Source organism: Salinibacterium sp. SWN167 (assembly GCF_015864665.1).
In the GTDB taxonomy this organism is placed as follows: domain Bacteria; phylum Actinomycetota; class Actinomycetes; order Actinomycetales; family Microbacteriaceae; genus Rhodoglobus.
Genome location: NZ_JADYWU010000001.1, coordinates 1,147,452 through 1,164,261 on the forward strand (window position 1 = coordinate 1,147,452; position 16,810 = coordinate 1,164,261).

A 16,810-nucleotide genomic window follows, 5' to 3' on the forward strand; every position below is an offset into this window, starting at 1 on the left:
GCGCACAAAAAAATTACGCCCTGATCGGCGTCGAGCTTGAGAAATTGTGTGGGTCTCGCTCGCAACACTGGGAGCCAGAAATCAACCTCAACTAGAATCGCATATCGTCAAAGGCAAAGCAATGGTCTTTCAGCGATTTAACGGGGAGCGAATGGTAGACGAACTTGTCCGAGAAGAGAAAACGTCGCGTCATCATCCGTATTTGATTGCGCTGGCGATAGTGATCTTCCTCGAAAGTGCCCTGCTCTTTACTGCTCTGGGGTATTTGGTCTTCGAACTGGGGGCTGAAACTCCGCAGTCGTATCCGAGTGCAATCGCTCTCACTGTGCTGACTGCGATCGCGGCAGTGTGGGTAGCCGTAATTGGTATCAATGCCCTGCGGCAACAACCGTGGATTCGCGGCGCCGCCGTCGTCTGGCAGGTGCTGCAGATCTCAGTGGCGATCGGCAGTTTCCAAGGGGTATTTGCTCGGCAAGACGTGGGATGGTTGCTGCTCACCCCGGCAATCGTGGTCTTAGTGCTGCTCTTCACGAAGCCGGTTCTTGCGGCAACCACCCGCGACGAGGGTTAGTCGAGTCCGAGCTTTTTGCGCAACGACGCTACGTGCCCGGTCGCCTTCACGGCGTAGAGGGGGAGCGTGATGACTCCCTGCTCATCGATCACAAAAGTGGATCGGATGACGCCAACAACCTGCTTGCCGTACAGGTTCTTTTCGCCCCAGGCTCCATACGCTTCGTGCACCGCGTGGTCGGGGTCGCTGAGGAGGGGGAAAGTTAGTGCTTCCTGCTCGCGAAACTTCGTGAGCTTCTCGGGAGTATCGCGAGAAACGCCCAGCACGACATAGCCCTCTGACTGCAGCGAGCCGAGTTGATCGCGGAAGTCACAGGCCTGCTTCGTGCATCCGGGAGTCATGGCTGCTGGATAAAAATAAAGAATCACTTTCTTGCCAGAAAAGTCGCTCAACGACACCGAATTTCCGTCCTGATCGGGCAGTGTGAAGCTCGGTGCGGGGGTGCCGGCGGCAAGTCGAGAAGATTCAGTGGTCATTGTGCTCCTTAGTCGCTTTAACTCATGGTAACGTTGTTCCTCGGTTGCCCTGAGAGGGAAAACCAAGCCACGCACCTCTAGCTCAATTGGCAGAGCAACTGACTCTTAATCAGTGGGTTCCCGGTTCAAGTCCGGGGGGGTGCACAGCAAGAGAAGCCCCGTGATCCTTACGATCATGGGGTTTTTCGTTTAAGTCGCCGTTCACCGCACACGCGGTGTACGCGCGGGCAGCCGTCACACGGGTGCTGCCTACCAGGCCCACTCGACATCGCCGGTGGCGTGCTCGCTCAGAGCCCATAGGCGGTCACGTGCGGCGCTGTCGCGGGCCGTTCGCGGGGCGGCAACGGCGCGGTCGTTTTCGTCGATATAGACGGCATCCCGCGCTTCAGCACTTGTGGCTGCCCGCACGTAGGTAGCGGCGAGTGATTCGGGGGTGGCCGCGGCGGCATTCTTGGGAGCGTAGAGCGCGCGCATCAGCGCTGGTTGCGCAGCAAGCCGTGCGCTATCCAACTTCACCGCAGGAACGCGGATGCAGCTGACTCCGACATTCGACGGCACGCGTTCGGCGAGGCTTACCGCCGTCATTACCTGCGCGAGTTTGGAGTGGTAATAGGCCTTTGTCGGGCTGTAGCCAGTTGCCGAATTGGGCTGGTCACAGCGAATCTGGAGCCACGGCATCGTGATGAGACCTTTGCTCGCGATGAACACAATTCGGGGCTGAGCTGCCGCAGCGAGAAGTGAGCTCAGCCGTGCCGTGAGTTCGAACGGCCCGAGATGGTTTGTTGCCCAAAATAGTTCGTTGCCTTCAGCGGTGAAGGCGGCGGTTTTCTGACTCAGGTCGAAGATCGCCGCATTGTTGATGAGGGAATCGAGAGTGCCGTGCGCTTTTACTTCGGCGACGGCGCTGCGGATCGATGCGGGACTGGAGAGGTCTGTCTGAATGACTCGTACATTCGTGGCGTTGTCGGTGGCCGCCGAGATCGCAGCACTGGAACGTTCCTGATCGCGACAGAGCGCAAGCACGGTATGCCCTGCCGCGGCGAGTTGGGCTGTGGCGCGGAGCCCGATTCCGGAGTTCGCGCCGGTGATCGCAATCGTGCGTGAGGTGGTCATAGAGGCTCCGCTCGGTCACCTCAGCCTAGCGAGTGGGCTTCGCGCGGCTGTGAAGGCACTAGATCTCACGAGGGAGTGGTCTCGCACAATTTTGGCCAACAACCATGTCTACTGTCCACCGAATGGGGGTCGTGCTACTTTATTGGGCACACCAGACCGGCCCGCTCCGGTCACCCCCGATGGTGACGAAGAAGGTGGTACCCCGAATCACTCCCCAGCGGCGCAGTTCACCCCCGTGAATGCGCTCGCACTCCCTGTCGTGAGCCAATGGCGGCCACGATTCTGCAGTTGCGTGCGGATGCGTCGAAACGCATTCCCCCTGCAGAAAGCTGCCACACATGTTCATTAAGAAACTGCTGGCGACAGTTGCCAGCATCACCCTCATGACCGGTGCACTTCTCGGCGTATCCGCACCCGCATTTGCTGACGATGAAGTACCCGCCCACGACCCGACGGTGACCGAACCCATCACCGATACCCCGGTGGAGGCGCCCGAAGCGCCGGCGCCTGCTGCCTCTCCCGAGCCACCGTCACTGCCGGCATCCCCGGCTGAGCCCGTTGGTGACGCTTTACCAGAATCTCCAGCGCCCGAACCATCGGCGGCAGCCGTCGATATCCCTCCCGCTGCAGAGCCAGTGGTAGCAGCTGCTCCCTCAATGCAGCCCGAGCAGCAATCCCGCCCGCAGAAAAACGTGAAGGTCTGGGTGTGCAAGTTCGTGTCGAGCGATAACTCGCCGGCGGGCTACCAACTCAAATCAGGCAAACAGCCCATTCATGTGAGCATCAATGCGCTCGGCGATGACGTCAATGACACGGGTAGTTTCAATGATCGCCAACCCTCATTCGTTGTTGCTAGCAACGATGCGAGCCTCTGCTCTCACACGGAAGTAATCGTCGACGAAGAGGTCACGTGCCCTACTTACCAGTACGGCGGAATCGTGAATGTCACTACTTCGACAAAATTCTTCTACGGCAGCACTCAGGTGGATTTCACCCAGACACAGAGCACTCGGCCCCTCACCGCTGAGGAATTACGTGCCTGCGACCCTCCGCCCGTTGAGGTCTACGTCTGCCAGTTCGTGGCGAGCGATAGCCATCCCAGTGGTTGGGTGTTGCAGGAAGGCCCGCAACCCGTACTCGTTGAGGAGAGTGATCTCGGGCCGAACGTGAACGATTCTGGCGACTTCGACCCAGAGGCACCTTCGTTCATTGTGGCCAGTGACGACAGTTCGTTGTGTGCATCAATGGTGGTCGAACGTTCGACCGAGGTCATATGCCCCAGCGTGAGCGCTGACGGCTACGCGACGATCACGACCGTGCGCTCATTCTTCTATGGCACGATCAAGGTCAACGAGAGCAGAGTTGAAGAGACTCGTGAGTTGACGGCAGATGAGCGTTATAGCTGCCCCGAAGTGGGTGGTGCGATGGTGGCAACCGCTGCGGTGAGCTTCGAAGAAGCAACGTGCGATGCACCACAGCGACTGATTCTGGGCCCCGTGGTGAACGCTACTTGGGGTGAGATTATCGACCCCGAGGGTCCGGCTGACTATAGCGTCACGGCAACTGCAACCGAAGGCGCCGAGTTCCCCGCCGCTGGCCCCGCAATCCTGGCAGCCGGTGCTTCAACCATGATGACCTTTAGCGGAGTGCTCGATCCACAGCTCGATCCATCCAGTCCCGAGTGTGATCTCGTGACCTTGGGTCTCGTGATGCCGGCGGTGACGTTCTCGCAAGCGAGCTGCGATGCGGCAGGGAGCTACACGCTCGGTGTGGCTGCAGGCTATGACCCCGCACTGGTGACTTTCACGGTGAATGGTACTGCCGGCATCGTGGCCGGAACGTACCCGGTAGCAGCATCCGGTTCGGTGGTGGTGACTGCCCAAGTGGTGGAGCCCAACGGTCTCGAATTCGACTGGAGTGACCCGCCTGCTTTCGCATTCGAGGTGCCGAGCAGCGACGATTGCGTCTCTCCAGAAGTCGTGACCGCTCAACTGCCCACTCTTGCCTACACAGGCAGTAGCGGTAGTGCGGGTGCTTGGTGGCTATTGCCGCTGAGCATGATCGTGCTCGGTGGCGCTGCCATCGTCGTGCGTCGCCGAATGGATGCTGAACTCACGTAATCAGTGCAGTCCTGCCCCGGCGCGAATGTGCGTCGGGGTTAGGGCAGCCACGGTGAGGGGTCGACACGAGTGTCAAACACGTAGACCTCGAAGTGAAGGTGCGGGAACGTTGAGTAGCCGGTGTTGCCAACCGATCCGAGGAGAGCTCCCGCGGCTACCCACTGGCCAGCGACGACTGCTTCTGAGCCTTCGATCATGTGAGCGTAGAGAGTTTTGATTCCGTTGCCGTGATCGATGATGACGTGACGGCCCCAGCCGCCTCCGTAGGTGACGCTCTCGACTGTGCCGGGGGATGCCGCAATGATGTCGGATCCTTCGGCAGCCATGATATCGATGCCGCCGTGAAATTCTCCCTCGCCGCGGTATCCGAAACCGTCGTTGATTTCGCCGTTGGCGGGGAACAGTTCGAGGGTGCCGGAAAGGCCAGCGGCTGTGACAACGACTTGCTGCTGAACTTGTTCGACGTCGTAGCTGTCGCGAACAACAGGAGTGGGAAGACCGGTCGCAGGAGAAGCGAACGTTTGCACATTGTCGAGGGGTGATTCGCTGGCGGAGGACGCAGGGAGAGCGGCGAGGGTCGCGGGATCCGCAACGAACACATCGTCATCCTGGGTGGGAAAGAGAGCTGCCGGAACGGTGCCGCCGACGAGTATCGCCCCTACGGCGAGCATGGTAATTGTTCGTTTCAACAGCGTTCCTTGGTTGGGGTCTGAAAGGTGGGCTGCGTCGGGGGGAAGGCACAATCGTGTCGAAGCTTGCCGCTCTCGTTGGTGAGACGTGGGTTAGAGCCAAATGCAAGCCTGATTGGTGCGAACTGCAGCACACTCGCCGAAACCGCTTCGATGCGGTTAGACAGGCGAGTAAGTCCATAAAAATACGGGATGAACCTGAGAACAGTACTCAGGGAACAGTAATTCACGGCGCTCGCCCTATATCCTTTGGGGGCAAACGTTCTATTTCTTCGATGGGGAGGAGCCCGATGGGCACCAGTTCGCGACCGATTATTGGTCTCACGTCGTACCTTGAGCAGGCTCAGACCGGCGTCTGGGATCTTCCCGCGTCCTTCCTGCCGAAAATCTATTTTGAAGCGGTGACGGATGCTGGTGGCATCGCAGTCTTGCTGCCTCCGCAGCCTGTGGACGACGGCATCGCTGCCTCAATCGTGCAGGGGCTCGATGGCCTGATTCTCACGGGCGGCAAAGACGTAGACCCGGCGCGCTACGGTCAGGAGGCGCATCCGACGACTGATGTGCCCCGCAAAGACCGCGACGCTTTCGAAGACGCGCTCGTGCGTGCCGCTATCGAACACAACGTGCCATTGCTCGGCATTTGCCGTGGTGCCCAAATCCTGAACGTCGCCTTAGGCGGCACGATCATCCAGCATTTGCCCGATGTGATCGGCTCCGCTCGTTACAGCGCTGGGGGAGGCGTTTTCTTGGTCAATGACGTTGCCATTGAGCCTGACACGACGCTGTCGGCGCTCTTGGGGGGCGATGACACGGTGGCCGTGAAGTCGTACCACCATCAAGCGATCGACACCCTTGCCGACGGGCTCATCGTGACGGGGCGAGGTGACGACGGCGTAATTCAGGCGGTCGAATTGCCGAGCGTTGACTTTTGTGTCGCTGTGCAGTGGCATCCAGAAGAGGATGCCAAAGAAGATGCCCGCTTGTTCCGTGGCGTTGTCGAGGCGGCAGCCCGGCATCGCGACAAGCGCTCACAGGCTTAGCGGAGCCGTGACGCGCCCTGATCGCGGCGTTAGTCTTCGAGCTCGTAGGAGTCGCTGGCTTCTTTGGCGATCGTTCCGATAGCGATGGCGATAGTGATTCCCCAGCTGATCCACATGAGAATGAGGCGCCAGTCGCGCGGACCCTGCTTGGTGGTTTGAAAGATGCTCCAGCCGCCGGCGACTGCACTGAGGAGACTGCCGTTGAACAGGTACTTGCGCATGTTTTCCTCCGAGGGTTGGTGTTATCCCACGCTAGCGCGTGAATCTGATGGCGGCTACTCGGCGTTAGTGGCGGCACACAAGTTCGGCGGTGTGCTGGATTTTCGCTGACAAATCGCTCCGGATGTGACTCCTGACCGATCGGTCAGTTAGGCTCATCGGGTGTCCAGTCAAGAACAACTTCAGCGTATCGCGCTCGCCGAGTTCTCTATCGCCGGCTATACCGGCACGTCGATCCATCGTATCGCTGAACTCGCGGGGCTCTCCAAATCGAGCGTTCTCTACCATTTCACTTCCAAGGAAGCGCTCCTCGAAGCGGCCGTAACCCCGGCCATCGAGCGCCTTGATGCTCTCGTCACCACCCTCGAGATGAGCGGGATGGAACCAGAAAAACGAGAAGCTTTCCTCGCCCGGTTCGTCGACTTTCTCTTCGACTGTCGCCAAGAAGTTCACATGTTCATCAACCAGGGACCCTCTCTTGTTGGCGTGCCCGTGCTCGACCGGGCGAACGATATTGTGCGCCGACTCGCGCAAGTCTTTGCCGCCACCACATCAAACCCGCACGACGCCATGCGCTTCGGGATCGCGCTTGGCGGCTCTGCCTACCTGCTCTGCACCTCAGCGAATCTCTCGCTGCCCCTCGAATCTGACGACGACACTCGTCAAGCCCTCATCGCGATCATGAGCGAACTACTCGCCCCTGTTCGCAGCAACTAACTCGTTCGCACCAACTCACTGACTTCGCGTCGAGCCTCACGCCTCGTCGTATTCACCGCACCAGCACAGTCCACCAGATCCGGAGCACCCGTGGCCACTCTTCTCTACCGACTTGGTCGATTCTCGTATCGGCATCCGTGGCGCGTGCTCGTGGTGTGGTTCCTGCTTGTGGTCGGCACCCTCGGCGGCGGAATCGCGTTGGGCGGGCAAACCGAAGAGTCGTTCGAGATTCCGGGAACCGAATCGCAAGTGGCGCTCGACCGACTGGAAGCTGTCTTTCCCTCCGTGGCCGGCGCATCCGCCACGGCTGTGATTGTCGCTGAAGACGGATCACGCATCGAGACCTCAGAAGACGTCATTGAACGCATCGCGGCAGCAATCGATCGCATCGATGGCGTTGACTCGGCGGTAAGCCCCTTCGATGAGTACGCCGGAAAAGCGATCTCGGACGACCACAGCATGGCCATCATCCGGGTGCAATTTGACGGACCGGTTACAGACGTCACAGAGGCAACCGTTGAGGCGCTAGTCGACACGGCTGGCATCGGAGAGGACGCCGGACTGCGCGTTGAATATGGCGGGCTCGTGTTTCAGGACACGTCCTTCGGCATCACCGTGACCGAAGTGGTCGGTGTTGTCTTCGCAGCGCTCGTGCTCGTCATCACCTTTGGTTCGCTGCTTGCGGCGGGGATGCCGCTGCTCAGCGCCCTCATCGGTGTTGGCATTGTGATGGGCCTCATCACGACACTCTCCGCGTTCACCACGGTGTCGAGCTCTGCGCCTCTCTTGGCGCTCATGATCGGGCTTGCCGTCGGGATCGACTATGCCCTGTTCATCGTCTCGCGCCACCGAGCCCAACTTGCGCACGGCGAGGAGCCCGAGGAGTCGGCAGCGATGGCTGTCGGCACCGCCGGGAGTGCGGTCGTGTTCGCGGGCGTCACCGTGATTATTGCGTTGCTTGGTCTTCTCGTGGTCGGCATCCCCTTCTTGAGCGTCATGGGCATTGGTGCTGCCGTTGCGGTGTTCATCGCCATGGGAGTGGCCACAACCCTGCTGCCTGCGCTGCTGGGTTTTGCGGGGGCGCGAATGATCCCCAAAGACGGATCGCGAGCGCAGCGTCGATTCACGGCATCCGCCGACGAAAGCAAGAGCATGGGCGCCCGCTGGGTGCGCGGCGTCACGAAATACCCGTGGTTGGCCGCGATTGCCGTCGTTGCTATTCTCGGCACCCTCGCGATTCCGGCCGCCAGTCTGCAGCTGAGTTTGCCCGATGGCGGTTCTGAGCCAGCCGGTTCCACTCAGCGTGAAGCTTTTGATCTCGTGACGGACGGCTTCGGGCCGGGCTACAACGGACCGCTGGTTGTTGCCCTTGACATCACTCAAACCATCGACATTCAGGATGACCTCGAATCGATCGCGGCCGACCTCGCGAAACTTGACGACGTCGATTTCGTTTCGCAGGGCTTCCCCGATGAGGGGCTCGACACCGCGATCATCCAGGTGACTCCCACGAGTTCGCCGGATTCCGCAGAAACCAAAGCGCTCGTGCAGACCATTCGGGATCTTGCTCCCGAGCTGGAACGCACGTATGACATCCGAAGCTCTGTCACGGGAACGACAGCAATTGGCATCGACATCTCCAACCGCCTGAGTAATGCGCTCGTTCCGTTTGGGCTGATCGTGGTCGGTCTTTCGGTGGTGTTGCTCATGATGGTGTTCCGCTCGGTGCTGGTTCCGCTCAAGGCAGCTGCCGGGTTCCTGCTCTCCGTCGTCGCCTCGTTTGGCGTCGTCGTCGCCGTCTTCCAATGGGGATGGTTCGCCGACGTGATTGGCGTCGAAAACCCCGGCCCCATCCTGAGCTTCATGCCGATCCTGCTCATGGCGGTTCTGTTCGGGCTCGCGATGGACTACGAAGTCTTCCTCGTGTCCGGAATGCGCGAGGAGTACGTGAAAACCCGTGATGCGATGGGATCGGTGCGTCATGGCTTCGCGAGCAGCGCCCGCGTCGTCACGGCGGCTGCGCTCATCATGTTCTTTGTATTTTTTGCCTTCGTGCCGGAAGGCAGCGGGACCATCAAGCCCATCGCGCTCGGGCTTGCCGTGGGTATCGCGTTCGACGCCTTCCTTGTACGCATGACTCTCGTGCCTGCGCTCATGGCCTTATTCGGGAACGCGGCCTGGTGGTTGCCGGGGTGGCTGAGCAAGCTCCTTCCTGACGTCGATATTGAAGGCGAACAACTGCGCGAACACCGTCGCGAACTGGAGTGGGCATCTACCCAAACCGAACTCGCCATGAGCGCCGAATACCTCGTCGCGGGTGACGACCACCAGCGTCTCGGCCCCATTTCGCTAGCCGTGCCGCGCGGTTCTCTCGTCATCGCCTCAGGCGACCGTCACGACCGGCGCATCATGGGGGCAACGCTCTCGGGCATCCTGCCGCCGCTCTCCGGCATGGTGCAGGTCGCTGGCTACCCGCTGCCCTCGCACGCCGACCACGTGAATAAGCGAGTCGCGCTCGCCGAGGTTGCAGGAACGCCCTACAGCGAAGACGAGGCCACCCTCGGCGCGATGCTGCGCGAACGAATCGAAATGACGCAGCGTTGGCAGCAAACGCCACAGACCGCAGCGAAAGTGCGCGACTGGATCGCGCGCGTTGATGATGTTCTTGGCGACGTCACCGCTCGTCGCACGGTGCGCGTCACAACGGCCACCAACGTCAACGCCCTCCCGCAACTCGAACGATCAGTGGCACTTGCAGCCGTGGGGCTCTCCGAAGGCACGGAGATTGTGTTCTTCGATCGCTTCGATCAGTTCGCGGAAGCAGAGGATGAAGCGGCGTTCTTGACCGCGGTGACGCGCCTTGCTGACGAGACCACCACCCTCATCTTCGGAACCGGCAGACCGGTTACCCTCGCCAGCTCAATTGACCGTGGAGGCCGCAACGTGATCGTCGTCGACCTCTACTTGCTCGCACCGGAAGGACTCCTTCGATGAGCACCTCACAGACTCCCACAACGCCCCGCAGGCGGTGGCTCACCATCATTGGCTTCACCGCGGTAGCCCTGCTGCCGTTGGCCTTCACGGGGCTATTCGTGGCCGCAGCAGGCGACGGAGACAACGCGATCGACAACATCCCGGTCGCTCTTGTCAACAACGACGAGTTGCAAACAACGACTACGACCGATGGCAACGAACAGATTGTTTTCGCCGGACGGCAATTGGTGACAGAACTCACCGGTGCCGATGGTTTCGACTGGACTATTACGAACTCTGAGGACGCTAAAGAAGCCCTCGACCGGGGCGACGTTTACGCGATCCTCACGGTGCCCGCCGAGTTCTCGGAATCGATTTTGTCGCTGTCGACCGAGGAGCCAAAGCAGGCGCAAATCTCGATCCACACCGATGACTCGCACAGCTACCTCACCGGGTCGGTGGCACAGGTCGTTGGCCAGTCCATGACCGATACCTTCGGCCGGGCAATCACCTCGCAATACATCGATGGCATCTACGCGAGCGTTGGTGAGCTCGGGGGAGCGCTCGCCGATGCTGCCGACGGGGCAACGGAACTGTCGGATGGTGCGAAAGACTTCTCCAGCGGCCTCGACACGTACACCACGGGTGTCGATTCACTCTCTGCGGGTCTCGCTGATCTCAACTATGGGGCGGGCAACCTCTCGTCGCTCAGTACCGGAGTGAGCCAGTACACCTCAAGCGTCTCGCAGCTCGCCTCGACTCTGGCGGCGATCAATCCGGCCATTCAAGCGCAACTCACCGATCCGCAGCTCAAGGGAACACTCCAGGCCGTCGTCGACGGGCTCAACACCGCGGCGGCAAGCGGCGGCACTCTCTCGACGCAGACCTCGGATGCCGTTGGCGGCATCCAGTACGGAATCTCCCAGAGCGCGTCGGGAGCCTCCGCACTCTCGGCCGGATCTGGCGCGCTCGCCGAGGGCGCCGATGGGCTTGCTTCGGGTGCCGGAGAACTGGCGACCGGGTTGAGCGAGGGGGCAGCTCTTGTTCCGACCGCCGAAGACACGACCGACACCACGTCGAACGCGGATATTGTCTCCGAGCCGATCACGCTGTCCGTCACCACCGACAACGAAGTAACCGAACCGGCGCAAGCGATTGCGACCTTCTTCATCCCCTTGGGGTTGTGGTTGGGAGCGCTTGCGGTGTTCTTGGTGCTGAGCCTGCCGTCGTATCGCTCGCTGTCCTCCACGGCGCGTGACGGGCGGATTGTGGCAGCAACGCTAATTCGCGCCTCCATCATTACTGTCGTTCAGGCGGTGCTGTTGGTTCTGCTGCTTCATGTGGTGGTGGGAGTTGATTGGGCTCTTGCCCCGGCAACGGCTGGCTTCGCGCTTCTGATGGCGCTCTCGTTTGCTGCTTTTCACTATTTCTTGATCGCGGCTCTGGGCAAGGGTGGGCTCGTGATTTCGCTGTTCTTGTTGGCGATCCAGTTGGTTTCGACCGGCGGGGTGTATCCGATTGAGGCGCTTGCTGCGCCATTCCAGGCGGTGAGCCCGTTCCTGCCGCTGACGTATGCGGTTGAGGGGATGTATTCGATTCTTTCCGGCGGAAGCGCGCAGTCGGCGATAACGGCTGCGTTCGCGCTACTGGCTCTGGGCGTCGTGAGCGTCGCGCTGTCGGTGCTCTCAGTGAAGCGGATACGAAAATCGACCGCCACAGGAGCGATCCTGTCGGCGGCCGATTCTCGAGCTCTCTAGCGAGAGCGCACACGCTGCATTCGAGTTGTGACTAGCTGAAGAGACCCTCACGAATGGTGTCGCGAAGCTCAACGAGCTCGGGGTAGTCCTCGAAGAAGCGAAGCTTCTGCTCAACGATGCTGTCGCCAGCGGGAAGATCATCAGCGAGTACCCACTCGGCGAAAACTTCGGCGGCATCTTCGCTCGGGATGGTGGCGGCGTAGTCGGTCACGAATTCTTCTGGCGTGTAGCGCTCTTCTTTGTCTTCTTCGGTTTCAGCTTCGAGGTCGTCGAGGCTGAAGTCGGGCCAGAATTCGGTGTAGTAGGCGAAGAGGTAGGAGTCGTCGAACGGGCATCCGTCAATTTCGGAGTAAACGGGGCACGAGTCGACCGTGGAGTCGTCCTTGGGAATCTGGTCTTCGCGCAGCGTGATCAGGTGGGCGAACTCGTGGATCATGGTGCGGTCGAGCACATCGGCATCGACTCCTCCGGTGGTGTCGAGTGCGAGATACGTTTCGCCCTCCCGAACACCGTTGGGCTGCATCGCGCCATCGGTACCGCCAGACTGATCGACATCGATCGCCACGAACATGGTGATCTCGGGGTGGAGTTCGGCGGGGAAGAGTTCGTTGAAACGATCCCAGACAGCGGCCTGATCGGCGGGAACGTCACCCAGAATTTCGTCACCGTCAACGTCGTAGGTTCCAAGAACAAACAGGGTGTCGTCGTCGACCGCGTCGAGGTCAATCGCTGCGCTGACGGTCGCGTCGTCGGTGACCTCCGCGGTGGGCTCTGCGGCAGTGCACCCGCTGAGGGCCAAAGCGAACAGGGCGGCTGAGCTGACCAACAGGGTGGTGGGAGTTGCGCGAGCGGAAGACAGGAAGGTCACGAGGGGCCTCTTTCGATTCGGGTTATTCGCGCACCTCCTGGTGCGGACGCACGCACCCGCGGAGCCGCGGGCAAGAAGGAGCCTAGCGGGGGCCAGCACCCGGGCCGCGGCGGAACATGTCTCAGTTTTGTCACGAGAAAGAATTGGTTCGGAAACATCATCTCCAGCCACTCTCCAAGCCTCGCTGGTAACGTAACTACATGATGGAAGCAAAGAATGATTCTTCCCCGTCCGAGTACGACTTCGTTGTCGTTTCGAACCGACTTCCAGTGGATTGCACTGTCGAAGAGGATGGGTCACTGAGCTGGAAACGTTCTCCAGGTGGTCTCGTTACGGCCCTCGAGCCGATCATGCAGAAGGCCGACGGCGCCTGGGTGGGGTGGGCCGGTCGCCCCGACCTTGAGATCGAACCGTTCCATCAAGACGGCATCCAGATCATTCCTGTGCCGCTGAGCTCCCAAGATATTGAGGAGTATTACGAGGGCTTTAGCAACGACACTCTCTGGCCGCTCTACCACGACGTGATTGCGCCGCCGGCCTATCACCGCGAGTGGTGGGACGACTACGTCACCGTCAATAAGCGGTTCGCGGATGCTGCAGCCGCCAATAGCGCCGAAGGTGCTGTCGTGTGGGTTCAGGACTACCAACTTCAGCTCGTGCCGCGCATGTTGCGTGAGATGCGTCCCGATTTGACGATCGGTTTCTTCAATCACATCCCGTTCCCGCCCTACGGGATTTTCGCGCAGCTTCCGTGGCGTACCCAGATCATCGAGGGCATGCTCGGGGCCGATGTCGTCGGCTTCCAACGCTCGTCTGACGCCTCAAACTTTTCATCGGCCGTTCGCCGTCTCACTAATCACCCGACCAAAAATCCCGCGATTGAGGTCACGATTGAGGGTCAACCGACTCGTCGTGTCGTTGCGAAAGCGTTCCCCATTTCCATCGATTCGCGCAGCTTTGAGAAAATGGCGCGCGACCCCGCGATTCAGCAACGTGCTCGCGACATCCGCAAGGGGCTCGGTAACCCGAAGACTGTCATGTTCGGTGTTGACCGCCTTGATTACACCAAGGGCATCCGTCATCGCCTGAAGGCCTATGGCGAACTGTTGCGAGATGGCTTGATCGAGGTCGGCGATGTTGCGCTCATTCAAGTCGCGAGCCCGAGCCGCGAACGCGTTGAGGCCTACATGCACCTGCGCGACGAGATTGAGCTGACGGTTGGTCGCATCAACGGTGAATTCAGCACGCTGAGTCATTCGCCCATCAACTATTTGCATCAGGGGTTCCCTCGCGAAGAGATGGTTGCGCTGTACCTCGCCGCAGACGTGCTGCTCGTGACGGCGCTTCGTGACGGCATGAACTTGGTAGCCAAGGAGTATGTGGCGGCCAGATTCGATAACGATGGTGTGCTCATCCTGAGCGAATTTGCGGGGGCCTCAGAAGAGCTTCGCAAGGCACTACTTGTTAATCCGCATGACATCGACGGTTTGAAAGACGCGATGATGAAGGCCATCAACATGCCCAAGGCTGATCGGGCACTGCGGATGCGTTCCATGCGCAAGCGTGTGCTTGAACACGATGTGGAGCGCTGGTCGAATGCGTTCTTGAAGAACTTGGCGGCGACGCGCTCTGATCGTCACCGCCGCATTGCCCCACTCGAAATGGCCGAAGAGGTCGAGTGGACCATCGAACGAAAGCGAGTGAGACGCCCGTGAACTACTCGACTGCCTCCGAAATAGAGGCGGCCATTGACCAACTCGTTTCGGCTCGAACGCTCCTGATTGCTCTCGACTTTGACGGTACTTTGGCGCCAGAAGTCGATGACCCGCTGGATTCCCGAGCCATCCCTGCCGCCCAAGAGCAGTTGGTGCGGATGCTCGACCTCGCCGACACCCGTTTGGCTCTCGTGTCTGGTCGCGCGCTCGATAGCCTCGAGCACGTCGCGCACCTCGGCGACCGCGTGCTGTTCGGTGGCTCGCACGGGTTGGAGTACCGCCTCGACGAGGGCGATTCACACTTGCCGATGAGCGCAGAGAACACGGCAGCTCTAGAGCGCCTCGATGCGCTCACGCACGAGTTGGCTGATAGCGCTGAGGGTGCGTGGGTGGAAATCAAACCAGCCGGGCGTGCTCTGCACGTTCGTATGACGTCGGGAGAAGACGCGGAACGGCTCACAACTGAGTCGGTCGCGCGGGTTGAAGCGGAGATCCCGGGCCTCACCACTCGTTTCGGCAAGAACATCATCGAGTTTGCTATCCACGATGCCAACAAGGGCGACGCCATCACGCGCCTGCGGGACTACGTGGGGGCGGATGCCGTCTTCTTTGCCGGCGATGACACGACTGACGAGGATGCGCTGGTCGTTCTCGGGCCAGATGATCTCGGAGTGCGCGTCGGTGATGCGCCATCCGTCGCCCGTCTTCGGGTGGCTGGAACAGCAGAAATCGCACAACTTTTGGCTGTCTTAGCCGACAAGCGTCAAGCCGTGGTATCGGCGCGCGCAAACTGATGTAGCGGTACGCCCTAAACTCGAAGCATGTCTGAGAGTGATTCGATCGATATCAAGCCACGTTCCCGCACAGTCACCGACGGGATTGAAGCCACTACATCGCGCGGAATGCTTCGCGCTGTCGGCATGGGTGATGCCGACTGGGATAAGCCCCAAATTGGTATTGCAAGCTCGTGGAACGAGATCACGCCGTGCAACCTCTCGCTTGATCGACTTGCTCAGGGCGCCAAGGAAGGCGTTCACGCTGGTGGGGGATACCCGCTGCAGTTTGGCACCATCAGCGTCTCTGACGGCATCTCGATGGGTCACGAAGGCATGCACTTTTCGCTCGTGAGCCGCGAAGTCATTGCCGACTCCGTTGAGGTTGTCATGGAGGCCGAGCGCCTGGATGGTTCGGTCACGCTCGCGGGTTGCGACAAGTCGTTGCCCGGAATGCTCATGGCGGCGGCACGACTCAACCTCGCTTCGGTCTTCCTCTATGCGGGTTCGATTGCTCCTGGCTGGGTCAAACTCAGCGACGGTACCGAAAAAGACATCACGATCATTGACTCCTTCGAAGCTGTTGGCGCTGTCAAGGCTGGCCGGATGAGCGAAGCCGATGCCAAGCGCATCGAGTGTGCTTTCGCTCCCGGCGAAGGCGCCTGTGGCGGCATGTACACCGCCAACACGATGGCGAGCGTCGCGGAAGCGCTGGGAATGAGTCTTCCCGGCTCAGCAAGCCCCGCATCCGCCGACCGTCGTCGCGACTACTTCGCGCACCGTTCGGGCGAAGCCGTCGTCAACTTGCTGCGCAAGGGCATCACCTCGCGCGACATCATGACGAAGAAGGCGTTCGAAAACGCGATCACCGTAGCCATGGCTCTCGGTGGCTCGACCAACGTTGTGCTGCACATTCTGGCGATCGCCAGCGAGGCCGAAGTTGAGCTCACACTCGATGACTTCAACCGCATCGGTGACAAGGTTCCGCACCTTGCTGACCTCAAGCCGTTCGGCCAGTACGTCATGAACGATGTCGACCGTCATGGCGGACTCCCCGTTCTCATGAAGGCGCTCCTCGAGGAGGGCCTCATCCACGGTGACGCGCTCACCGTGACGGGCAAGACCGTTGCCGAAAACCTCGCCGAGATGGATATTGATCCTCTCGACGGCAAGGTGTTGCGCACCTTCGATAACCCCATTCACCCCACCGGTGGCCTCACGATTCTCAAGGGTTCGTTGGCTCCCGAAGGTGCTGTCGTCAAGACGGCCGGCTTCGACCTCTCTGAGTTTGAGGGCCCCGCACGGGTCTTCGAACGCGAGCGTGAAGCTCTGGATGCTCTCACCGCGGGCACGATTGAGGCTGGATCGGTTGTCGTCATCCGCTATGAAGGCCCCAAGGGTGGACCGGGTATGCGCGAGATGCTCGCGATCACTGCGGCCATCAAGGGCGCTGGACTCGGTAAAGATGTACTACTCTTGACGGACGGACGATTCTCAGGCGGCACAACCGGGCTGTGCATCGGCCACATAGCTCCCGAAGCAGTAGACGCAGGTCCTATTGCCTTCGTGCGCGATGGTGATCTGATACGGGTCAATATCGCAGCTCGCTCGCTCGACTTACTTGTCGACTCCGCTGAGCTCGAAGCCCGCCGAAAAGGCTGGGCCCCTCTCCCTCCGCGTTACACGCGAGGCGTTCTTGCCAAGTATTCGAAGCTTGTGCAGTCCGCCGCTCGCGGTGCGGTCACCAGTTAGCGCCAGCTCACCATTCAACTAAAAGGA

Annotated in this window: 14 protein-coding genes and 1 tRNA gene; 10 read left to right on the plus strand and 5 right to left on the minus strand. The window is 60.4% G+C overall.

The features are described from left to right. Positions 1-151 precede the first annotated feature (151 nt). Positions 152-571, plus strand: coding sequence for a hypothetical protein (locus I6E60_RS05485; protein ID WP_197179203.1), 420 nt, complete (start codon positions 152-154; stop codon positions 569-571). Here I6E60_RS05485 and bcp read toward each other — a convergent pair. Next, positions 568-1,047, minus strand: a complete 480-nt coding sequence (gene bcp, locus I6E60_RS05490) for a thioredoxin-dependent thiol peroxidase (protein WP_197123774.1) — start codon at positions 1,045-1,047, stop codon at positions 568-570. The two genes, I6E60_RS05485 and bcp, sit on opposite strands and share 4 nt — an antisense overlap. A gap of 71 nt (positions 1,048-1,118) precedes the next feature. Here bcp and I6E60_RS05495 point away from each other — a divergent pair. Beyond that, positions 1,119-1,191 (plus strand) — tRNA-Lys (locus tag I6E60_RS05495). A 105-nt stretch (positions 1,192-1,296) separates the two neighbouring features. Here the strand turns inward: I6E60_RS05495 and I6E60_RS05500 are convergent. Continuing rightward, complete coding sequence (locus I6E60_RS05500; RefSeq protein ID WP_197179204.1) at positions 1,297-2,160, minus strand: SDR family NAD(P)-dependent oxidoreductase; 864 nt, start codon at positions 2,158-2,160, stop codon at positions 1,297-1,299. A 338-nt stretch (positions 2,161-2,498) separates the two neighbouring features. Between I6E60_RS05500 and I6E60_RS05505 the strand changes: the two genes are divergently transcribed. Then, complete coding sequence (locus I6E60_RS05505; protein ID WP_197179205.1) at positions 2,499-4,280, plus strand: hypothetical protein; 1,782 nt, start codon at positions 2,499-2,501, stop codon at positions 4,278-4,280. A gap of 38 nt (positions 4,281-4,318) precedes the next feature. Here the strand turns inward: I6E60_RS05505 and I6E60_RS05510 are convergent, their stop codons facing one another. Then, complete coding sequence (locus I6E60_RS05510) at positions 4,319-4,969, minus strand: M23 family metallopeptidase (protein WP_231601134.1); 651 nt, start codon at positions 4,967-4,969, stop codon at positions 4,319-4,321. Between the two features lie 290 nt (positions 4,970-5,259). On the opposite strand from I6E60_RS05510, the gene I6E60_RS05515 reads away from it, so the two are divergent. Continuing rightward, positions 5,260-6,009, plus strand: coding sequence for a gamma-glutamyl-gamma-aminobutyrate hydrolase family protein (locus I6E60_RS05515; RefSeq protein WP_197179206.1), 750 nt, complete (start codon positions 5,260-5,262; stop codon positions 6,007-6,009). 29 nt (positions 6,010-6,038) lie between these two features. Here the strand turns inward: I6E60_RS05515 and I6E60_RS05520 are convergent, their stop codons facing one another. After that, positions 6,039-6,230, minus strand: a complete 192-nt coding sequence (locus I6E60_RS05520) for a hypothetical protein (protein WP_197123787.1) — start codon at positions 6,228-6,230, stop codon at positions 6,039-6,041. 160 nt (positions 6,231-6,390) lie between these two features. Here I6E60_RS05520 and I6E60_RS05525 point away from each other — a divergent pair, with 160 nt between their 5' ends. From I6E60_RS05525 to I6E60_RS05535, 3 genes are all read left to right on the plus strand, one after another. Beyond that, complete coding sequence (locus I6E60_RS05525; RefSeq protein WP_197179208.1) at positions 6,391-6,945, plus strand: TetR/AcrR family transcriptional regulator; 555 nt, start codon at positions 6,391-6,393, stop codon at positions 6,943-6,945. Between the two features lie 90 nt (positions 6,946-7,035). Then, positions 7,036-9,939 carry an MMPL family transporter gene (locus tag I6E60_RS05530; RefSeq protein ID WP_197179210.1) on the plus strand — a complete coding sequence of 968 codons (2,904 nt, stop codon included), beginning with the start codon at positions 7,036-7,038 and terminating at the stop codon, positions 9,937-9,939. Then, on the plus strand, positions 9,936-11,675 hold the full coding sequence (locus I6E60_RS05535) for a YhgE/Pip family protein (RefSeq protein WP_197123792.1): 1,740 nt from the start codon (positions 9,936-9,938) through the stop codon (positions 11,673-11,675). Before I6E60_RS05530 ends, I6E60_RS05535 begins: the two co-directional genes overlap by 4 nt. Positions 11,676-11,706: 31 nt before the next feature. Here I6E60_RS05535 and I6E60_RS05540 read toward each other — a convergent pair whose 3' ends face one another. Continuing rightward, positions 11,707-12,543 carry a hypothetical protein gene (locus I6E60_RS05540; RefSeq protein WP_197179212.1) on the minus strand — a complete coding sequence of 279 codons (837 nt, stop codon included), beginning with the start codon at positions 12,541-12,543 and terminating at the stop codon, positions 11,707-11,709. 200 nt (positions 12,544-12,743) lie between these two features. On the opposite strand from I6E60_RS05540, the gene otsA reads away from it, so the two are divergent. Genes otsA through ilvD form a run of 3 tightly spaced genes read left to right on the plus strand, consistent with a single transcriptional unit; the run spans position 12,744 to position 16,783 of the window. Beyond that, a complete protein-coding gene (gene otsA / locus I6E60_RS05545) occupies positions 12,744-14,258 on the plus strand; it encodes an alpha,alpha-trehalose-phosphate synthase (UDP-forming) (protein WP_197179214.1) in 1,515 nt (504 codons plus the stop codon). Then, positions 14,255-15,052: a trehalose-phosphatase gene (otsB, locus tag I6E60_RS05550; protein WP_307841783.1), complete on the plus strand. Its 798-nt coding sequence runs from the start codon at positions 14,255-14,257 to the stop codon at positions 15,050-15,052. The genes otsA and otsB overlap by 4 nt, the downstream gene beginning before the upstream one ends. 27 nt (positions 15,053-15,079) lie before the next feature. Beyond that, positions 15,080-16,783 carry a dihydroxy-acid dehydratase gene (gene ilvD, locus I6E60_RS05555; protein WP_197123800.1) on the plus strand — a complete coding sequence of 568 codons (1,704 nt, stop codon included), beginning with the start codon at positions 15,080-15,082 and terminating at the stop codon, positions 16,781-16,783. Positions 16,784-16,810: the final 27 nt, after the last annotated feature.

Coding starts and splice junctions, on each gene's coding strand:
- ilvD (WP_197123800.1), top strand. CDS start 15,080: ATGTCTGAGAGTGATTCGATCGATATCAAGCCACGTTCCCGCACAGTC.
- bcp (WP_197123774.1), bottom strand. CDS start 1,047: ATGACCACTGAATCTTCTCGACTTGCCGCCGGCACCCCCGCACCGAGC.
- I6E60_RS05500 (WP_197179204.1), bottom strand. CDS start 2,160: ATGACCACCTCACGCACGATTGCGATCACCGGCGCGAACTCCGGAATC.
- I6E60_RS05505 (WP_197179205.1), top strand. CDS start 2,499: ATGTTCATTAAGAAACTGCTGGCGACAGTTGCCAGCATCACCCTCATG.
- I6E60_RS05535 (WP_197123792.1), top strand. CDS start 9,936: ATGAGCACCTCACAGACTCCCACAACGCCCCGCAGGCGGTGGCTCACC.
- otsA (WP_197179214.1), top strand. CDS start 12,744: ATGATGGAAGCAAAGAATGATTCTTCCCCGTCCGAGTACGACTTCGTT.
- I6E60_RS05515 (WP_197179206.1), top strand. CDS start 5,260: ATGGGCACCAGTTCGCGACCGATTATTGGTCTCACGTCGTACCTTGAG.
- I6E60_RS05485 (WP_197179203.1), top strand. CDS start 152: ATGGTAGACGAACTTGTCCGAGAAGAGAAAACGTCGCGTCATCATCCG.
- I6E60_RS05520 (WP_197123787.1), bottom strand. CDS start 6,230: ATGCGCAAGTACCTGTTCAACGGCAGTCTCCTCAGTGCAGTCGCCGGC.